Raw genomic sequence first — 18,549 nt, forward strand, 5'->3', positions numbered from 1 at the left:
GCACTCTTCCGCGTATCTACTACATTTAATAAGTAATTTTTGGAATCCTGGCTTAATAGACTACTTATTTTGCTTTACCTGCTTAGATATAACGAGGAACAACGATGACAAAACTTAAGAGCGGCAAGACACTCCTGGCCCTCTTCCTGGGCTCAGCAATAATCAGCGCTTCGGCGTATGCGGAAAACTCGACCGCAGATAGCGCAAAATCTGCAGCAAGCAATGCCGGGCAAGCCGTTGATAATTCGATGAACAAAGTCGGGAATTTTATGGACGACAGCACCATCACCGCCAGGGTGAAAGCGGCGCTGATCGATCATAAAGATATTCGCAGCACCGATATCTCTGTGAAAACTGAAAACAAAGTCGTCACGTTAAGCGGTACGGTTGACAGTTCAGAGCAGCATAAGCAGGCGCTTAGCGTAGCGAAAGCGGTTGAAGGCGTGACCTCCGTTAACGACAAGCTTAGCGTACAGAACGAAAAATCTGCTTCGCTGAAGGGCTACGCCGGCGACACGGCGGTGACCAGCGAGATCAAAGCGAAATTACTGGCTGACGATATCGTTCCGTCGCGTAACGTGAAGGTGGAGACCACCGATGGCGTTGTACATTTATCCGGTACGGTAGAGTCCAGTAAGCAGTCGGAGCGGGCGGAAGGTATTGCGAAAGCCGTTTCCGGCGTCAAAAGCGTGAAGAATGACCTTAGCGTCAAATAAATCTATTCACTAAAAAAATTTATTCTGCGGTCTTTCCGCAGGATGTGTAGCACCACAGGGTTGTGTATGCGCGGCCTGAGTGCGCAGAAAATCGACCGTCATTAACTATGGTAAGGAGAGACGTATGTTTAGATGGGGCATTATTTTTCTGGTGATCGCGTTAATTGCCGCCGCTCTGGGCTTTGGTGGCCTGGCGGGTACCGCTGCCTGGGCTGCGAAAATTGTCTTCGTTGTCGGTATTATCCTGTTCCTGGTCAGCCTGTTCACCGGCCGTCGGCGTCCCTAGACGTTAACGCGTGAAATACCGTCTTACATAAAGCCAGTCAATGTGACTGGCTTTCTCAGTTTCAGGGCGTTAAAAATTGCGTTACCTTTGTTTTTATAATAAGCCAGACAGGAAAGCAGGGTGGGGCAGCGAATTCCCGTTACGTTGGGCAACATTACGCCGTTATCTGTTAAACCCTTCCAGCCGGGCAGGCTCGCACTGGTGTGCGAAGGCGGGGGGCAGAGAGGGATTTTTACCGCCGGGGTGCTGGACGAATTTATGCGCGCGGGATTCAACCCGTTCGACATGATGTTCGGTACCTCTGCCGGGGCGCAAAATCTCTCGGCCTATCTGTGCAACCAGCCCGGCTATGCCCGCAAAGTGATCACCCGCTACACCACCGCCCGCGAGTTTTTCGACCCGATGCGTTTTGTGCGCGGCGGGAATCTTATCGATCTTGACTGGCTGGTCGACACCACCTCGAAAAAGATGCCGCTGGCGATGGCCTATGCTGAAGATTGTTTTGCTCAGGGAAAAGAGTTCTGGATGTGCGCCTGTCGCGGCGATGATTACACGCCAAACTACTTTTCCCCCACTCAGCAGACCTGGCTTGACCTGATTCGCGCCTCCAGCGCCATTCCCGGTTTTTACCGCAGCGGCGTGCTGCTGGATGGCGTGAGCTATCTTGACGGCGGCGTCAGCGATGCGATCCCCGTACAGGAAGCGGCCCGCCGAGGGGCGCAAACCATCGTGGTGATCCGCACCGTTCCGTCCCAGATGTACTACACGCCGCAGTGGTTTAAACGGATGGAGCGCTGGCTTGGCGAAAGTAGTCTGCAGCCGTTTGTGAATCTGGTGCAGCATCACGAAACCACCTATCGCTCCACGCAAGAGTTCATTGAAAAACCGCCGGGTAAGCTGAGAATCCTGGAAATTTATCCGCAGAAGCCGTTGAAGAGTATGGCGTTAGGCAGCCGTCTTCCGGCGTTGCTGGAGGACTACAAGACCGGGCGCCAGTGCGGGCGCTACTTTCTCGCTACCGTCGGTAAACTGCTGGCCGACAGACCGCCGCTGCTGCGCCATGCGCCGCGTATTGCGGTACCGAAAACGGTGGTTATTCCGCCAGCGCCGGTGGCCAATGAGATCCCTCAGGCGCCGGTCATCGCGGCGGTGCAGGCCAATGATGCCAGCTTTGAAAATGAGGACCTGGCGTGACCCTACGATTTATTGATACCCACTGCCATTTCGATTTTCCCCCTTTCACCGGCGACGAAAGCGCCAGCATTGCCCGGGCGGCGGAGGCTGGCGTGACGCAGATCGTGGTACCTGCGACAGAAGCGGATAACTTCGCCCGCGTGTTAGCGCTGGCGGAGAAATATGATGCGCTCTACGCCGCCTTAGGCCTCCATCCGATAGCGATTGAACGGCATAGCGCAGAGAGTCTTGAACGGCTTGAAGCCTGCCTGGCGAAACGCGACGCTAAGCTGGTCGCGGTTGGGGAGATCGGTCTCGATCTCTATCGGGAAGATCCGCAATTTGCACGTCAGGTTTCTGTATTTGAGGCGCAGATGCGGCTGGCGAAACGCTACGATTTGCCGGCGATCCTCCACTCCAGACGCACTCACGACAAGCTGGCGATGCTGCTGAAAAAGCACGCTTTACCGCGAACCGGCGTAGTGCACGGTTTTGCCGGTAGCCTTCAGCAGGCGGAGCGGTTTGTGCAGCTGGGCTACAAGATTGGCGTTGGCGGCACCATTACCTATCCGCGCGCCAGTAAGACCCGCGATGTGATCGCGCAGCTGCCGCTTTCGGCGCTGCTGCTGGAGACCGATGCGCCGGATATGCCGTTGAACGGTTTCCAGGGGCAGCCGAACAGGCCAGAACGGGTGGCTCGCGTCTTCTCCACCTTATGTGAGCTACGCTCTGAGCCCGCGGAAGAGATAGCGAATATCCTGATTGATAATACAAATGCGCTTTTTGCGCTTCCGTAGCGCTTTGCTGAGTGACCTGTGTCTCATTCCTGCCTTTTTATCTCATTGTTTTGCTTAAAATGTGTGAGCTGAAATGAGCATGATGGTTTCATGCCGTTATAATCGCGGGGTTTTAAGGCTGAACTCTCAATACACAGGGACTCTGTATGCAAATTATCATGGGACTTATCGGCATGGTGGTGCTGTTAGCCATCGCTGTGCTCCTCTCCAGTAATCGAAAAGCCATCAACCTGCGTACCGTCCTCGGCGCCTGGATTATCCAGGTGGGGATCGGCGCGTTAATTCTCTACGTGCCGGCCGGGCGCACCGCGCTGCTGGCCATGTCGAACGGCGTTGCCAACGTGATTGCTTACGGCAATGAAGGGATCGGCTTTATCTTTGGCGGGCTGGTTTCCGACAAGATGTTTGAAGTCTTCGGCGGCGGCGGGTTTGTTTTTGCCCTGCGCGTCCTGCCGGTCATCGTCTTCTTCTCATCGCTGATCGCCGTGCTTTATTACCTCGGCATCATGCAGTTTGTTATCCGCATTCTCGGCGGGGCGCTGCGCGCGGTACTGAAAACCTCGCGCACGGAATCGCTCTCTGCCACGGCGAACATCTTCGTTGGCCAGACCGAAGCGCCGCTGGTGGTGCGTCCATATATCGCCACCATGACCCGTTCCGAGCTCTTCGCCGTGATGTGCGGGGGCCTGGCCTCGGTTGCGGGCTCCGTTCTGGCCGGTTACGCGCAGATGGGCGTACCGCTGGAATACCTGATTGCCGCTTCGTTTATGGCGGCGCCGGGCGGCCTGCTGTTCGCGAAGATTATCGTGCCGGAAACCGAGCAGCCCCGGGACAACCCGGCGATGGACAAAAACGACGCCGATCCGCAGGCGCCGGCGAACGTGCTGGATGCCGCCGCGTCCGGCGCGGCTTCCGGGATGCAGCTGGCGCTTAACGTCGGGGCGATGCTGCTGGCGTTTATCGCGCTGATTGCCCTGGTTAACGGTATTCTCTCCGGCGTGGGCGGCTGGTTTAACCATCCAGACCTGTCGCTGCAAATGATCCTCGGCTGGGTCTTCTCACCGCTGGCGTGGGTGATTGGCGTTCCGTGGAATGAGGCCACCGTTGCCGGCTCGTTTATCGGCCAGAAGCTGATTATCAACGAGTTTGTGGCCTACATGAATTTCGGTGAATACCTGAAAGCCGACGCCGAGGTCGCAGCCGCCGGTTTGCAGGTGATTTCAACCCACACCAAGGCCATCATCTCGTTTGCCCTGTGCGGTTTTGCCAATCTGTCATCCATTGCGATTCTGATTGGCGGACTGGGCGGCATGGCGCCTAATCGTCGCCAGGAAATTGCCCAGCTGGGCATGCGGGCCGTGGCGGCGGGGACGCTGTCTAACCTGATGAGCGCCACGATAGCGGGCGTCTTCCTCGCGCTATAGCGCCGTCGTTAATCACGACCCTACCCCGCGGCACCGCCGCCGCGGGGATCTCTCATCTGTGTGTTAAAATCCTATCATTTAATAATTATCTGTTTATCAATCACTCATGATGCATCTGGCATTTTTTCGCACAAAATGTCCGCGCTGATATCGAGGTTTACCGCGTGGGTATGTTACAATAATAACATTGCCTCGACGCTGAGATTCCTGATTATGCTTAAAGAGAGTCTGGCCTTCGGGGGGCATGCACAGGGATTTGTTATGTGATTCATATCACTCTACAGTAATGCAAATTAGTAATTAGTTTTCATTAACTGTGATGTATATCGAAGTGTAACGGCGAGGGGATGTTACAATAGTAACAGACTCGCAAGGTGAACAAACTTTAATACGGCAATACGCCGTCGGAGTATGAAATGACTGATTTAACGGCAAGCAGCCTGCGCGCGTTGAAACTGATGGACCTGACCACCCTGAACGATGACGACACCAATGAAAAAGTGATCGCGCTGTGCCACCAGGCCAAAACACCGGTAGGGAATACTGCCGCAGTATGCATCTACCCGCGCTTTATCCCGATCGCGCGTAAAACGCTGAACGAGCAGGGTACCCCGGATATCCGGATCGCGACGGTGACCAATTTCCCGCACGGTAACGATGATATTGCTATTGCGCTGGCGGAAACCCGCGCGGCGATAGCTTACGGCGCAGACGAAGTTGACGTCGTATTCCCTTACCGCGCGCTGATGGCCGGCAACGAACAGGTGGGTTTTGACCTGGTGAAAGCCTGTAAAGAAGCCTGCGCGGCGGCAAACGTGCTGCTGAAAGTGATTATCGAAACCGGTGAGCTGAAAGAAGAAGCGCTGATTCGTAAAGCATCTGAAATCGCCATCAAAGCCGGTGCCGATTTTATCAAAACGTCTACCGGTAAAGTTCCGGTCAATGCGACCCCGGAAAGCGCGCGCATCATGCTGGAAGTCATCCGCGATATGGGCGTTCAGCAGAGCGTCGGCTTCAAACCGGCGGGCGGCGTGCGTAGCGCAGAAGACGCGCAAAAGTTCCTCGCTATTGCCGATGAACTGTTCGGTGCCGACTGGGCCGACTCTCGTCACTACCGCTTTGGCGCTTCCAGCCTGCTGGCAAGCCTGCTGAAAGCGCTGGGTCACGGCGATGGTAAGAGCGCCAGCAGCTACTAATACGTAATTTGCCTGACCTCAAGGCCGGATGCTGTCCGGCCTGTGGTTGGTCTTTGACTCTTTCCTCGGGAGGTTATCTTGTTTCTCGCACAAGAAATTATTCGTAAAAAACGTGATGGTCATGCGCTGAGCGATGAAGAGATTCGTTTTTTCATCAACGGCATCCGCGACAACACCATCTCAGAAGGGCAGATCGCCGCGCTGGCGATGACCATTTTTTTCCACGATATGTCTATGCCGGAACGCGTTTCGCTGACCATGGCGATGCGGGATTCAGGGACCGTTCTCGACTGGAAGAGTCTTAACCTCAATGGCCCGATCGTCGATAAACACTCTACCGGCGGCGTAGGCGATGTGACCTCGCTGATGCTGGGGCCGATGGTCGCGGCCTGCGGCGGCTATGTCCCGATGATCTCGGGGCGCGGTCTCGGGCACACCGGCGGTACGCTCGACAAGCTGGAAGCGATTCCTGGGTTCGATATTTTCCCGGACGATAGCCGCTTCCGTGAAATCATTAAAGATGTCGGCGTCGCGATTATCGGGCAGACCAGCTCTCTGGCGCCGGCGGACAAACGTTTTTACGCCACGCGCGATATCACCGCAACGGTGGACTCTATCCCGCTGATCACCGCCTCCATTCTCGCCAAGAAGCTGGCGGAAGGCCTGGACGCGCTGGTGATGGATGTCAAAGTCGGCAGCGGCGCCTTTATGCCTACTTATGAGCTTTCCGCCGCGCTGGCCGAAGCGATCGTCGGGGTATCCAACGGCGCCGGCGTGCGGACGACCGCGCTGTTAACCGATATGAACCAGGTGCTGGCTTCCAGCGCCGGTAATGCGGTGGAAGTGCGTGAAGCCGTGCAGTTCCTCACCGGCGAGTACCGCAATCCGCGGCTGCTTGAGGTGACGATGGCGCTGTGCGTCGAGATGCTGATTTCCGGCAAGCTGGCGCAGAATGACGCCGACGCGCGGGCGAAGCTACAGGCGGTGCTGGATAACGGTAAAGCCGCAGAAGTCTTTGGCCGGATGGTGGCGGCGCAAAAAGGGCCGAACGACTTCGTGGAAAACTACGATAAGTATCTGCCGGCCGCGATGCTGAGCAAAGCCGTCTATGCCGAAGGCGAAGGGTTTGTCGCCGAAATGGACACCCGCGCGCTGGGCATGGCGGTGGTATCAATGGGCGGCGGTCGCCGTCAGGCATCGGATCTGATTGATTACAGCGTCGGTTTCACCGACGTGGTTCGCCTCGGCGCGCGTATCGACGCGCAGCAGCCGCTGGCGGTTATCCATGCTAAAGATGAAAACAGCTGGCAGGAAGCGGCCAAAGCCGTGAAAGCGGCCATTAAACTTGACGATAAAGCGCCTGAAATGACGCCGACGGTCTATCGTCGTATCACCGAATAGTTATATACTGATCTGATCGCTTTTTTGCAGCGCAAAAGGTACGGAGAATAATATGAAACGTGCATTTATTATGGTGCTGGACTCATTCGGCATCGGTGCGACTGAAGACGCCGAGCGCTTTGGCGACGTCGGTTCAGACACCATGGGCCATATTGCAGAAGCCTGTGCCAAAGGCGAGGCTGACAACGGCCGCAAAGGCCCGCTCAATCTACCGAATCTGACCCGTCTGGGGCTGGTTAAAGCCCATGAGGGTTCTACCGGTAAAATTGCCGCCGGTATGGACGGCAGCGCGGACGTTATCGGCGCCTACGCATGGGCGCATGAGCTCTCTTCCGGTAAAGACACCCCGTCAGGCCACTGGGAAATCGCCGGCGTGCCGGTTCTGTTTGACTGGGGCTACTTCCCCGAGCATGAAAACAGCTTCCCGCAGGAACTTCTGGATAAACTGGTTAAGCGCGCAAACCTGCCGGGCTACCTCGGCAACTGCCACTCTTCCGGTACCGTTATCCTCGACCAGCTGGGCGAAGAGCATATGAAAACCGGCAAGCCGATTTTCTATACCTCCGCTGACTCGGTATTCCAGATTGCCTGTCATGAAGAGACCTTTGGTCTCGATAAGCTGTACGAGTTGTGTGAAATCGCGCGTGAAGAGCTGACCGAAGGCGGCTACAACATCGGTCGCGTTATCGCGCGTCCGTTTATCGGCGACAAAGCCGGCAACTTCCAGCGCACCGGTAACCGCCACGATTTGGCCGTTGAGCCGCCGGCGCCGACGGTGCTGCAGAAGCTGGTCGACGAGAAAAAGGGCCAGGTTGTATCGGTGGGTAAAATCGCCGATATCTACGCCAACTGCGGTATTACCAAAAAGGTGAAGGCGACCGGCCTGGATGCGCTGTTTGACGCCACCATCAAAGAGATGAAAGAAGCGGGAGACGAGACCATCGTCTTCACCAACTTCGTGGACTTCGACTCTTCCTGGGGCCACCGCCGCGACGTTGCAGGCTATGCCGCAGGGTTGGAGCTGTTCGATCGCCGTCTGCCGGAGCTGATGGAACTGGTCGGGGAGGATGACATTCTGATCCTGACCGCCGACCACGGCTGCGACCCGACCTGGACCGGTACCGACCATACCCGCGAGCACATTCCGGTGCTGATCTATGGCCCGAAAGTGAAGCCGGGTTCGCTGGGTCACCGCGAAACCTTCGCCGATATCGGCCAGACCCTGGCAACGTACTTCGGTACGTCTCCGATGGAATACGGCAAAAACATGCTGTGATTATTTGCCCGGTGAGCCTCGCTCGCCGGGCCTTTTTTGTCGACCTGATTAGGCATAGCCGCCATCAGGTAAAACATTCAGAAGGATTTAACGATGGCTACTCCACACATTAACGCAGAAATGGGCGATTTCGCTGACGTTGTGCTGATGCCTGGCGACCCGCTGCGCGCGAAGCACATTGCAGAAACGTTCCTTGAAGATGTCCGCGAAGTGAATAACGTGCGCGGTATGCTGGGCTTCACCGGTACCTACAAAGGCCGCAAAATTTCCGTGATGGGTCACGGCATGGGGATCCCGTCCTGCTCCATTTACGCAAAAGAGCTGATCACCGACTTCGGCGTCAAAAAAATCATTCGCGTCGGCTCCTGCGGTGCCGTGCGTATGGACGTTAAGCTGCGCGACGTGGTTATCGGCATGGGTGCCTGCACCGACTCTAAAGTTAACCGTATGCGTTTTAAGGACCACGACTTTGCGGCGATTGCCGACTTTGGCATGGTGCGTAACGCGGTTGACGCGGCAAAAGCGCTGGGCGTTGACGCTCGCGTGGGCAACATTTTCTCCGCTGACCTGTTCTATGCGCCGGACGGCGGCGAAATGTTCGACGTGATGGAAAAATACGGCATCCTGGGCGTGGAAATGGAAGCGGCCGGCATCTACGGCGTCGCGGCGGAATTTGGTGCGAAAGCGCTGACTATCTGCACGGTCTCCGACCACATCCGTACCCACGAGCAGACCAGCTCCGCTGAACGTCAGACGACCTTCAACGACATGATTAAAATCGCGCTGGAATCCGTTCTGCTGGGCGATAAAGAGTAATCATCTCTTCCGCCCTCTCCCATAGGGAGAGGGCCGGGGTGACCGCACGTTAGCGTACCGCGCCGGCAATCCATGCCGAGAGCTCCCGCAGCGCTTTCTCCTGCTCCGGGAAATCCACGAGTAATGCATCGCACTCCTGCTGCAGCATATCCGCGCGGTAGAGGCATCCCTGTAGCCTGGCGGCCAGCGCTTCCAGCGGCGCCGGGTTGAGGCTGTCGGTAAAAATCTGCGTGCGCGTGATATGGCCTTTTTCGACGTCGAAATGGAGCTCTACGCCGCCCCAGGTAAAACGTTCATCCAGCAGATGGCTGAAGGCCGGGGCCTGGCCAAAGTTCCACTCCCAGCTGCTCTGGCGGGCAAAGGTCGCGGCAAAATTCGGCAGGTCCGGCATTTTCTCTGGAGAGATCACTTCGGCCTCCACGCGCTCGCCGTAATGGGCGAAGAACGCCTCCTGAATCGCCTCGCAAACCTGCTGATGGGTAATGCCCGGCAGCAGCTCGACCAGATTGGCTACCCGTCCGCGCACGGAGGTAATGCCTTTGGCCTGCAGCTTCTTCTTATCGGGATTGAGGTAGTTGGCCAGGCGGCTTAAATCGGCGTTCAGCAGCAGCGTACCGTGGTGAAAGCCGCGATCCATCGTTTCGCGATAGGCGGAACCGGAGATCTTGCGGTCGCCTTCGGCGGTTTTGACCACCAGATCGTTGCGGCCCGAGGCTTCCGCCGCTACGCCCAGCGCATTCAGCGCCGTCAGCACGATATTTGTGGAAACGGTTTTATCGTACTCCGGTTTGCCGGCCATAAAGGTAAAGCAGGTATTGCCCAGATCGTGGAATACCGCGCCGCCGCCGCTGCTGCGACGGGCCAGGCGCACGTTATCTTCTTCCATACGTCGGGTGTTGCACTCTTTCCACGGGTTCTGCGCGCGGCCAATGACCACCGTATCGGCATTGCGCCACAGAAACAGCACCCGTTGAGTCGCGGGCATCTGGCGAAAAATAGACTCCTCAACCGCCAGATTGAACCAGGGGTCGTAAGAGTCGGAGAGCAGCAGGCGCAGCGTGGACATGGCGATTTCCTTATTCTGATTCATCTTTATCTTCATCCTGCACCGGCTTATTGGCGGTGAGCAGGAAAGGCGATTGCTGCCAGCGGGTACGTTTACCCTGCAGCAGGGTGCGCGTCAGGACGACGCCGATGGCCAGAGATAGCAGCAGCATCAGACGCAGGATATTGGTGGTATTATCGACCTGCTGCGCTTCGGTGGCCAGGGTATGGGTATCCAGCGTCAGGCGCAGGTAGCCGAGCGGGCCGTTTTTACCCTGAACAGGTTCGACGATTTGCTGGTTGAAGTAGCCGCCGGCTTTTTTACCGTCCAGCGCCAGCCGATCGCGTACCTCGACGCTTTCGCCGGAACGCGCCACCAGGTCGCCCTGTTCGTCATATACGCCGGCGTCGAGGATCCGGCTTTTATGGGTAAGCTGATCCAGTAGCTGGCTAATCCGCTTTTCGTCGGGCGTTTCGCTACGCATCAGCGGCGCCAGGTTGAGCGTGACCTGCTGGGCGAGCGTGCGGGCCAGTTCTTCCAGCTGCGGATTGCGCTGCTTCTGGCTGTTCTGGCTGAACCATGAGGCCCCCTGCATCAGGGCGACGAGGAGCGCGAGACAGATCAGAACAATCACCGCGCGATGCAGCCGGAATTTAAGTTTTGCGCGTACCATATTCCACCTTTGAAAATTTGCAGCTTAATGTTGCCAGAAGCGCTGGTTACAAGGTAGCCTCATGCGTTATTTTCCTCGCCTGAATGAAGTTATGTGGAGCCGTGATGCCAAACAGTTTGACCTGGTGCGACCTGCCTGAAGATGTTTCCCAGTGGCCTGGATTGCCGCTTTCCCTGAGCGGTGATGAGGTCATGCCGTTGGATTATCATGCCGGACGCAGCGGCTGGCTGCTGTATGGTCGCGGTCTTAACAAGCGTCGCCTGACCGAGTGGCAGCGCGAACTGGGGGCGGCCCTGGTGATTGTTGCCTCCTGGGCGGTCGACGACTATCAGGTGATTCGGCTGGCTGGTTCTTTGACGCTACGAGCGACCCGTCTGGCCCATGAGGCCGGTTTTGACGTTGCGCCGCTGGGTAAAATCCCGCATTTACGTACGCCGGGGCTGCTGGTCATGGATATGGACTCGACGGCGATTCAGATTGAGTGCATTGATGAAATCGCCAAACTGGCCGGTACCGGCGAGCTGGTCTCTGAAGTGACCGAGCGCGCGATGCGCGGCGAACTTGATTTTACCGCCAGCCTGCGCCAGCGGGTGGCGACGCTGAAAGATGCCGATGCCAATATTCTGCTGCAGGTGCGGGAAACGCTGCCGCTGATGCCGGGCCTGACCCAGCTGGTGCTGAAGCTGGAAACGCTCGGCTGGAAAGTGGCGATCGCCTCCGGCGGCTTCACCTTCTTTGCCGAGTATCTGCGCGACAAGCTGCATCTCGACGCGGTGGTCGCCAACGAACTGGAGATCATGGACGGTAAGCTGACCGGCAACGTTATCGGCGATATCGTCGATGCGAAATATAAAGCCAATACGCTGCGTAAACTGGCGGAAAAGTATGAGATCCCGCCGGCGCAAACCGTCGCCATTGGCGATGGCGCAAACGATCTGCCGATGATTAAAGCGGCAGGGCTCGGCATCGCCTATCATGCTAAGCCCAAAGTTAATGAACTGGCGGAAGTGACAATCCGCCACGCTGACCTGATGGGGGTATTCTGTATTCTCTCCGGCAGCATGAATCAAAAGTAAGAGGTTAACGTGGCGAAAGCTCCAAAACGCGCATTTGTCTGTAATGAATGCGGTGCGGATTATCCGCGCTGGCAGGGGCAGTGCAGCGCCTGTCATGCCTGGAATACCATAACCGAGATGCGCATTGCCGCTTCGCCCCAGGTGGCAAGAAACGAACGTCTGTCAGGATATGCCGGTAATGCCGGCGTATCGAAAGTGCAGAAGCTCTCCGATATCAGCCTCGAAGCGCTGCCGCGCTTTTCGACCGGCTTTAAAGAGTTTGACCGCGTGCTCGGCGGCGGCGTGGTGCCGGGGAGCGCGATTCTGATCGGCGGCAACCCCGGCGCGGGTAAGTCGACGCTGCTGCTGCAAACCCTGTGTAAGCTCGCCGAAGGTATGAAAACGCTCTACGTCACCGGGGAAGAGTCGCTTCAGCAGGTGGCGATGCGCGCTCACCGTTTAGGCCTGCCGACGGCTAACCTCAATATGCTGTCAGAAACCAGCATTGAGCAGATTTGCCAGATTGCCGATGAAGAAAAGCCGCAGCTGATGGTTATCGACTCCATCCAGGTGATGCATATGGCCGACGTGCAGTCATCGCCGGGCAGCGTGGCCCAGGTGCGCGAAACGGCGGCCTATTTAACGCGCTTTGCCAAGACGCGCGGCGTGGCTATCGTCATGGTCGGCCACGTGACCAAAGACGGCTCGCTGGCCGGGCCGAAAGTGCTGGAGCACTGTATCGACTGCTCCGTGCTGCTCGACGGCGACGCCGATTCTCGTTTCCGCACCCTGCGCAGCCATAAAAACCGCTTCGGCGCGGTCAACGAGCTGGGCGTATTCGCCATGACCGAGCAGGGGCTACGTGAAGTGAGCAACCCCTCGGCTATCTTTCTGAGCCGCGGTGACGAAGTGACTTCCGGCAGTTCGGTGATGGTGGTCTGGGAAGGCACGCGACCGCTGCTGGTGGAGATCCAGGCGCTGGTCGATCACTCGATGATGTCCAACCCGCGCCGCGTGGCGGTGGGGCTGGAGCAGAACCGTCTGGCGATCCTGCTGGCGGTTCTGCATCGTCACGGCGGTCTGCAGATGGCCGACCAGGACGTCTTCGTCAACGTGGTTGGTGGCGTGAAGGTCACCGAAACCAGCGCCGATCTGGCGCTGCTGCTGGCGATGGTTTCCAGCCTGCGCGACCGTCCGCTGCCCCAGGACCTGGTGGTTTTCGGCGAGGTGGGTCTGGCAGGCGAGATCCGCCCGGTGCCGAGCGGCCAGGAGCGTATTTCAGAAGCGGCTAAGCATGGTTTTCGTCGGGCAATTGTTCCGGCAGCCAATGTGCCGAAAAAAGTGCCGGAAGGGATGCAAATCTTTGGCGTGAAAAAGCTTGCGGACGCACTTAGCGTCTTTGACGACTTATAATAAGTTAAAAGGAGACTCGCTATGTCGTCATTTGACTATTTAAAAAGCGCCATAAAGCAGAAGGGGTGTACGCTACAGCAGGTAGCTGACGCCAGCGGGATGACAAAAGGCTATCTGAGCCAGCTGCTGAACGCGAAAATTAAAAGCCCCAGCGCGCAGAAGCTGGAAGCGCTGCACCGGTTTCTCGGGCTGGAGTTTCCGCGTCGGCAAAAAAGCGTTGGCGTGGTATTTGGTAAGTTTTACCCGCTGCATACCGGACACATCTATTTGATTCAGCGCGCCTGTAGCCAGGTCGATGAGCTGCACATCATTATGGGCTACGACGATCCCCGCGACCGCGAGCTGTTTGAAAAGAGCGCGATGTCGCAGCAGCCGACCGTGCCCGATCGCCTGCGCTGGCTGCTGCAGACCTTCAAGTACCAGAAAAATATCCGCATCCACGCCTTCAATGAAGAGGGGATGGAACCTTATCCGCACGGCTGGGACGTCTGGAGCCGCGGGATCCGCGCCTTTATGAACGAGAAGGGCATTGAGCCTAACTGGATCTACACCTCGGAAGAGGGCGACGCGCCGCAGTATCTGGATCATCTGGGAATTGAAACCGTACTCATCGATCCTAAACGCACCTTTATGAACATCAGCGGCGGGCAGATTCGTGAAAACCCGTTCCGCTATTGGGAATATATTCCTACCGAAGTGAAGCCGTTTTTCGTGCGCACGGTGGCGATCCTGGGCGGTGAATCGAGCGGTAAGTCGACGCTGGTGAATAAGCTATCCAATATCTTTAATACCACCAGCGCCTGGGAGTATGGCCGCGACTACGTCTTTTCGCACCTCGGCGGCGATGAGATGGCGCTGCAATATTCCGACTACGACAAGATTGCCCTCGGCCACGCGCAATATATTGATTTCGCTGTGAAGTATGCCAACAAGGTGGCGTTCATCGACACGGACTTTGTCAGCACCCAGGCGTTCTGTCTCAAGTACGAAGGGCGGGAACACCCCTTTGTGCAGGCGCTGATCGACGAGTATCGTTTTGACCTGGTCATTCTGCTGGAAAACAACACGCCGTGGGTGGCCGATGGTTTGCGTAGCCTTGGCAGCTCGGTGGACCGCAAAGAGTTTCAGACGCTGCTGGTGTCGTTGCTCAAGGAAAACGAGATAGATTTTGTGCATGTGAAAGAGGCCGACTACGATGCCCGCTTCCTGCGCTGCGTGGAGCTGGTGAAAGAGATGATGGGCGAGCAGGGATAGGCCTTCTGCGGCCTGATGCCGCATGAATGCCTGCGCCTGGCTACAGCCCTTTCCCGGCGGGAGAGGGGGCAAACACGAAAAAGGGCAACCTGCGTTGCCCTTTTGCTTTTACTTCGCGATACGTTTGTACTTAATACGCTTCGGCTCCAGCGCATCGGCGCCGAGGGTGCGTTTCTTGTACTCTTCGTATTCGGTAAAGTTACCTTCGAAGAATTCCACCTTACCTTCATCCTGGTAGTCCAGAATGTGGGTCGCGATGCGGTCGAGGAACCAGCGGTCGTGCGAGATAACCATCGCGCAGCCCGGGAACTCCAGCAGGGCGTTTTCCAGCGCGCGCAGGGTTTCGATATCCAGGTCGTTGGTGGGCTCATCGAGCAGCAGGACGTTACCGCCCACCTGCAGCAGCTTCGCCAGGTGCAGACGACCGCGCTCACCGCCGGACAGCTCGCCAACGCGCTTGCCCTGGTCAACGCCTTTGAAGTTAAAGCGGCCCACGTAGGCGCGGCTCGGCATCTCGGTGTTGCCAATCTTCATGATATCCAGCCCGCCGGAAACTTCTTCCCATACGGTTTTGCTGTTGTCCATCGCGTCGCGGAACTGATCGACGGAGGCCAGCTTGACGGTTTCACCCAGGGTGATTGAACCGGCATCAGGCTGTTCCTGACCGGACATCATGCGGAACAGGGTGGATTTACCCGCGCCGTTCGGGCCGATGATGCCGACGATAGCGCCTTTCGGTACCGAGAAGCTCAGGTCGTCAATCAGCAGACGGTCGCCGTAGGACTTACGCAGGTTGCTGACTTCAACCACTTTATCGCCCAGACGTGCGCCTGGCGGAATAAACAGTTCGTTAGTCTCGTTACGCTTCTGGTACTCGACGTTGTTAAGCTCTTCAAAGCGCGCCAGACGGGCTTTGCCCTTAGACTGACGGCCTTTCGCGCCCTGACGGACCCACTCCAGCTCTTTCTCGATTGACTTACGGCGTGCCGCTTCCTGAGAAGCTTCCTGCGCCAGACGCTGATCTTTCTGCTCCAGCCAGGAGGAGTAGTTGCCTTCCCACGGAATACCTTCGCCGCGGTCAAGCTCAAGGATCCAGCCGGCGACGTTATCGAGGAAGTAGCGGTCGTGGGTAATCGCCACGACGGTGCCTTCGAAATCGTGCAGGAAGCGTTCCAGCCACGCGACGGACTCTGCATCCAGGTGGTTAGTCGGTTCGTCGAGCAGCAGCATGTCTGGTTTTTCCAGCAGCAGGCGGCACAGCGCGACGCGGCGGCGCTCACCGCCGGACAGGTTGGCGATTTTCGCGTCCCAGTCCGGCAGACGCAGGGCATCCGCCGCGCGCTCAAGCTGGACGTTCAGGTTATGGCCATCGTGCGCCTGGATAATCTCTTCGAACTTGCCCTGCTGAGCGGCGAGCTTGTCGAAGTCGGCATCCGGCTCCGCGTATTTGGCGTACACCTCATCCAGACCTTTCAGGGCGTTGACCACTTCGGCCACCGCTTCTTCAACCGACTCACGTACGGTCTGCTCCGGATTGAGCTGCGGCTCCTGCGGCAGATAGCCGATTTTCAGGCCCGGCTGCGGACGGGCTTCGCCTTCGATATCGGTATCGATGCCGGCCATGATGCGCAGCAGGGTAGACTTACCGGCGCCGTTCAGACCGAGAACGCCGATTTTTGCGCCAGGGAAAAAGCTCAGGGAGATATTTTTCAGAATATGACGTTTCGGCGGAACCACTTTGCCGACACGATGCATGGTATAAACGAATTGAGCCACGTTGGACTTCGCCTCTTTTATATACTCTTCATCCCTCAGGCTCGCTTGATGCAGCCAGAATGATTTTGAGTAGGGTAGTGAATAGTTTTCAAAGGCGAAGTGTAGCCTTTTTCGCGCTTTAATCCCAGCGAGGCGATGGGATTCACAAAAGCGTAAAAAAATGTCCGGGACGTGGCGCGATTCGCGTTGTCTGATTAGCATATCTACGTAATACCTGAAATTTTTGCCCGCGGCATGATGCTGCTGTGGTGTATCTGAATAGAGGAAGAGCTTGTGGAAAAAGCCAAAACTGTGACGTGGCGTCTTCTGGCCGCCGGCGTAAGTCTGCTGACGTTAAGCCAACTGGCGCATGCGGATTCACTGGATGAACAGCGCAGCCGCTATGCTCAAATTAAACAGGCGTGGGACAGTCGACAAATGGACGTCGTCAATCAGCTGATGCCCACCCTGACGACCTATCCGCTCTATCCTTATCTCCAGTACCGGCAGATTACCGACGATCTGATGAACCAGCCGGCGCTGGTGGTGACCAACTTTATCGCCGCCAACCCGACGCTGCCTCCCGCGCGCTCGCTGAAATCACGGTTCGTCAATGAACTGGCGCGCCGTAGCGACTGGCGCGGCCTGCTGGCCTTCAGTCCGGATAAGCCGACCGGCACCGAGGCGCAGTGCAATTACTACTATGCGAAGTGGAACGTCGGCCAGGCTCAGGAGGCCTGGGACGGCGCCAAAGCGCTGTGGCTGAGCGGCAAAAGTCAGCCAAACGCCTGTGATCAGCTGTTTGGCGCCTGGCGCGCCTCCGGCCAGCAGGATCCGCTGGCCTACCTTGAACGCATTCGCCTGGCGATGAAAGCGGGCAATACCAGCCTGGTGCGGGTCCTGGCCCAGCAGATGCCTGCCGATTATCAAACGATTTCGACGGCGGTCATCGCGCTGGCTAACGATCCCAATAGCGTGATGACGTTCGCCCGGACAACCGGCGCGACGGATTTTACCCGCCAGATGGCGGCGGTCGCGTTTGCCAGCGTTGCGCGGCAGGATGTGGAAAATGCGCGCCTGATGATCCCCTCATTAGCGCAGGCGCAGCAGCTCAATGAAGATCAGATTCAGGAGCTGCGGGACATCGTCGCCTGGCGCCTGATGGGCAGCGACGTGACCGAAGAGCAGGCCATCTGGCGCGACGATGCCATCATGCGTTCGCAATCCACCTCGCTGGTGGAGCGCCGGGTTCGTATGGCGCTGGGCCTTGGGGACCGCCGGGGCCTGAACACCTGGCTGGCGCGCTTGCCGATGGAAGCGAAAGAGAAGGACGAATGGCGCTACTGGCAGGCCGATCTGCTGCTGGAGCGCGGGCGCGATGACGAAGCGAAAGATATTCTCCGCTCGCTGATGCAGCAGCGCGGCTTCTATCCGATGGTCGCCGCGCAGCGCCTTGGCGAGGAGTACAGGTTCCGCATCGATAAAGCGCCAGCGAACCTCGATCCGGCGCTGACCTCGGGGCCGGAAATGGCGCGGGTGCGCGAACTGATGTACTGGAATATGGATAACACCGCCCGCAGCGAGTGGGCCAATCTGGTCACCAGCAAGACCAAAGACCAGCAGGCGCAGCTGGCTCGTTACGCGTTTAATCAGAACTGGTGGGATCTCAGCGTCCAGGCCACCATCGCCGGCAAATTGTGGGATCAGCTGGAAGAGCGTTTCCCGCTGGCCTATAACGACCTCTTTACCCGCTATATCAGCGGTAAAGATATTCCGCAAAGCTACGCGATGGCCATTGCGCGTCAGGAGAGCGCCTGGAACCCGAAAGCCGGTTCACCGGTTGGCGCCCGCGGTCTGATGCAGATTATGCCGGGGACGGCAACGCATACGGTGAGCATGTTCAGTATTCCCGGCTATAGCGGTCCATCGCAGCTGCTCGATCCGGAAATGAACATCAACATTGGTACCAGCTATCTGCAGTATGTTTATCAGCAGTTTGGCAATAACCGTATCTTCGCCTCCGCCGCCTATAACGCCGGTCCCGGGCGGGTGCGCACCTGGCGGGGCAGCAGCGGTGGACGCATTGACGCGGTGGCGTTTATTGAGAGCATTCCTTTCTCTGAAACGCGCGGCTACGTGAAAAACGTTTTGTCCTATGACGCCTACTATCGCTATTTTATGGACCAGAAAGAGACGCTGCTGAGCGATGCGGAGTGGAAGCTGCGCTATTAATATCGCCGTCGTCGGGCAACATCGTATTTCGCGATGT

The 18,549-nt window shown here is 57.4% G+C and carries 16 protein-coding genes; 13 read left to right on the top strand and 3 right to left on the bottom strand.

Going from position 1 to position 18,549, the window contains the following annotated elements; all coding sequences use genetic code 11:
- Positions 1-104 precede the first annotated feature (104 nt).
- The 9 genes from osmY to deoD all read left to right on the top strand — a co-directional run bounded on the left by osmY (position 105) and on the right by deoD (position 9,085).
- Positions 105-716 carry a molecular chaperone OsmY gene (gene osmY / locus ABLU67_RS11085; RefSeq protein ID WP_014227828.1) on the top strand — a complete coding sequence of 204 codons (612 nt, stop codon included), beginning with the start codon at positions 105-107 and terminating at the stop codon, positions 714-716.
- A gap of 124 nt (positions 717-840) precedes the next feature.
- Positions 841-1,002, top strand: coding sequence for a DUF1328 domain-containing protein (locus ABLU67_RS11090; RefSeq protein ID WP_003856556.1), 162 nt, complete (start codon positions 841-843; stop codon positions 1,000-1,002).
- Positions 1,003-1,122: 120 nt separating this feature from the next.
- Positions 1,123-2,196: a patatin family protein gene (locus ABLU67_RS11095; protein WP_004128693.1), complete on the top strand. Its 1,074-nt coding sequence runs from the start codon at positions 1,123-1,125 to the stop codon at positions 2,194-2,196.
- Positions 2,193-2,972, top strand: a complete 780-nt coding sequence (locus tag ABLU67_RS11100; protein WP_134897130.1) for a metal-dependent hydrolase — start codon at positions 2,193-2,195, stop codon at positions 2,970-2,972. Before ABLU67_RS11095 ends, ABLU67_RS11100 begins: the two co-directional genes overlap by 4 nt.
- Before the next feature lie 146 nt (positions 2,973-3,118).
- Entirely contained in the window at positions 3,119-4,396 is a 1,278-nt protein-coding gene (locus tag ABLU67_RS11105) for a NupC/NupG family nucleoside CNT transporter (protein ID WP_014837350.1), read from the top strand.
- 416 nt (positions 4,397-4,812) lie between these two features.
- On the top strand, positions 4,813-5,592 hold the full coding sequence (gene deoC / locus ABLU67_RS11110) for a deoxyribose-phosphate aldolase (RefSeq protein ID WP_014227831.1): 780 nt from the start codon (positions 4,813-4,815) through the stop codon (positions 5,590-5,592).
- A 78-nt stretch (positions 5,593-5,670) separates the two neighbouring features.
- Positions 5,671-6,993: a thymidine phosphorylase gene (deoA, locus tag ABLU67_RS11115; RefSeq protein WP_014227832.1), complete on the top strand. Its 1,323-nt coding sequence runs from the start codon at positions 5,671-5,673 to the stop codon at positions 6,991-6,993.
- Positions 6,994-7,045: 52 nt separating this feature from the next.
- Entirely contained in the window at positions 7,046-8,269 is a 1,224-nt protein-coding gene (gene deoB / locus ABLU67_RS11120) for a phosphopentomutase (protein ID WP_323733974.1), read from the top strand.
- A 93-nt stretch (positions 8,270-8,362) separates the two neighbouring features.
- Positions 8,363-9,085 carry a purine-nucleoside phosphorylase gene (deoD, locus tag ABLU67_RS11125; protein ID WP_004098401.1) on the top strand — a complete coding sequence of 241 codons (723 nt, stop codon included), beginning with the start codon at positions 8,363-8,365 and terminating at the stop codon, positions 9,083-9,085.
- A 49-nt stretch (positions 9,086-9,134) separates the two neighbouring features.
- Here deoD and lplA read toward each other — a convergent pair whose 3' ends face one another.
- Positions 9,135-10,151, bottom strand: a complete 1,017-nt coding sequence (gene lplA / locus ABLU67_RS11130; RefSeq protein ID WP_064375849.1) for a lipoate--protein ligase LplA — start codon at positions 10,149-10,151, stop codon at positions 9,135-9,137.
- A gap of 10 nt (positions 10,152-10,161) precedes the next feature.
- Positions 10,162-10,803 carry a YtjB family periplasmic protein gene (locus tag ABLU67_RS11135; protein ID WP_014227835.1) on the bottom strand — a complete coding sequence of 214 codons (642 nt, stop codon included), beginning with the start codon at positions 10,801-10,803 and terminating at the stop codon, positions 10,162-10,164.
- A 104-nt stretch (positions 10,804-10,907) separates the two neighbouring features.
- On the opposite strand from ABLU67_RS11135, the gene serB reads away from it, so the two are divergent.
- From serB to nadR, 3 genes are read left to right on the top strand one after another with little or no spacing between them, the layout of a single operon-like run.
- The gene (serB, locus tag ABLU67_RS11140; protein ID WP_014227836.1) at positions 10,908-11,879 is read left to right on the top strand and encodes a phosphoserine phosphatase; all 972 of its coding nucleotides are present in this window, start codon (positions 10,908-10,910) and stop codon (positions 11,877-11,879) included.
- Positions 11,880-11,888: 9 nt separating this feature from the next.
- Positions 11,889-13,271, top strand: a complete 1,383-nt coding sequence (gene radA, locus ABLU67_RS11145; RefSeq protein ID WP_004098408.1) for a DNA repair protein RadA — start codon at positions 11,889-11,891, stop codon at positions 13,269-13,271.
- Positions 13,272-13,292: 21 nt separating this feature from the next.
- Positions 13,293-14,525 (top strand): multifunctional transcriptional regulator/nicotinamide-nucleotide adenylyltransferase/ribosylnicotinamide kinase NadR, encoded by a 1,233-nt coding sequence (gene nadR, locus ABLU67_RS11150; RefSeq protein WP_004098414.1) that lies wholly within the window; start codon positions 13,293-13,295, stop codon positions 14,523-14,525.
- Positions 14,526-14,633: 108 nt separating this feature from the next.
- Here the strand turns inward: nadR and ettA are convergent, their stop codons facing one another.
- Positions 14,634-16,301 (bottom strand): energy-dependent translational throttle protein EttA, encoded by a 1,668-nt coding sequence (gene ettA, locus ABLU67_RS11155; protein WP_014227837.1) that lies wholly within the window; start codon positions 16,299-16,301, stop codon positions 14,634-14,636.
- Positions 16,302-16,574: 273 nt separating this feature from the next.
- On the opposite strand from ettA, the gene sltY reads away from it, so the two are divergent.
- The gene (sltY, locus tag ABLU67_RS11160; RefSeq protein WP_057173130.1) at positions 16,575-18,512 is read left to right on the top strand and encodes a murein transglycosylase; all 1,938 of its coding nucleotides are present in this window, start codon (positions 16,575-16,577) and stop codon (positions 18,510-18,512) included.
- The last annotated feature ends 37 nt before the right edge of the window (positions 18,513-18,549 follow it).

The organism is Klebsiella sp. GN_Kp190 (assembly GCF_040061795.1).
In the GTDB taxonomy this organism is placed as follows: domain Bacteria; phylum Pseudomonadota; class Gammaproteobacteria; order Enterobacterales; family Enterobacteriaceae; genus Klebsiella; species Klebsiella michiganensis.

What these genes read in the sequence shown, in the direction of transcription:
- osmY (WP_014227828.1), top strand. Translation starts at nt 105, where the DNA reads ATGACAAAACTTAAGAGCGGCAAGACACTCCTGGCCCTCTTCCTGGGC.
- ABLU67_RS11090 (WP_003856556.1), top strand. Translation starts at nt 841, where the DNA reads ATGTTTAGATGGGGCATTATTTTTCTGGTGATCGCGTTAATTGCCGCC.
- ABLU67_RS11105 (WP_014837350.1), top strand. Translation starts at nt 3,119, where the DNA reads ATGCAAATTATCATGGGACTTATCGGCATGGTGGTGCTGTTAGCCATC.
- deoC (WP_014227831.1), top strand. Translation starts at nt 4,813, where the DNA reads ATGACTGATTTAACGGCAAGCAGCCTGCGCGCGTTGAAACTGATGGAC.
- deoB (WP_323733974.1), top strand. Translation starts at nt 7,046, where the DNA reads ATGAAACGTGCATTTATTATGGTGCTGGACTCATTCGGCATCGGTGCG.
- deoD (WP_004098401.1), top strand. Translation starts at nt 8,363, where the DNA reads ATGGCTACTCCACACATTAACGCAGAAATGGGCGATTTCGCTGACGTT.
- lplA (WP_064375849.1), bottom strand. Translation starts at nt 10,151, where the DNA reads ATGTCCACGCTGCGCCTGCTGCTCTCCGACTCTTACGACCCCTGGTTC.
- ABLU67_RS11135 (WP_014227835.1), bottom strand. Translation starts at nt 10,803, where the DNA reads ATGGTACGCGCAAAACTTAAATTCCGGCTGCATCGCGCGGTGATTGTT.
- serB (WP_014227836.1), top strand. Translation starts at nt 10,908, where the DNA reads ATGCCAAACAGTTTGACCTGGTGCGACCTGCCTGAAGATGTTTCCCAG.
- nadR (WP_004098414.1), top strand. Translation starts at nt 13,293, where the DNA reads ATGTCGTCATTTGACTATTTAAAAAGCGCCATAAAGCAGAAGGGGTGT.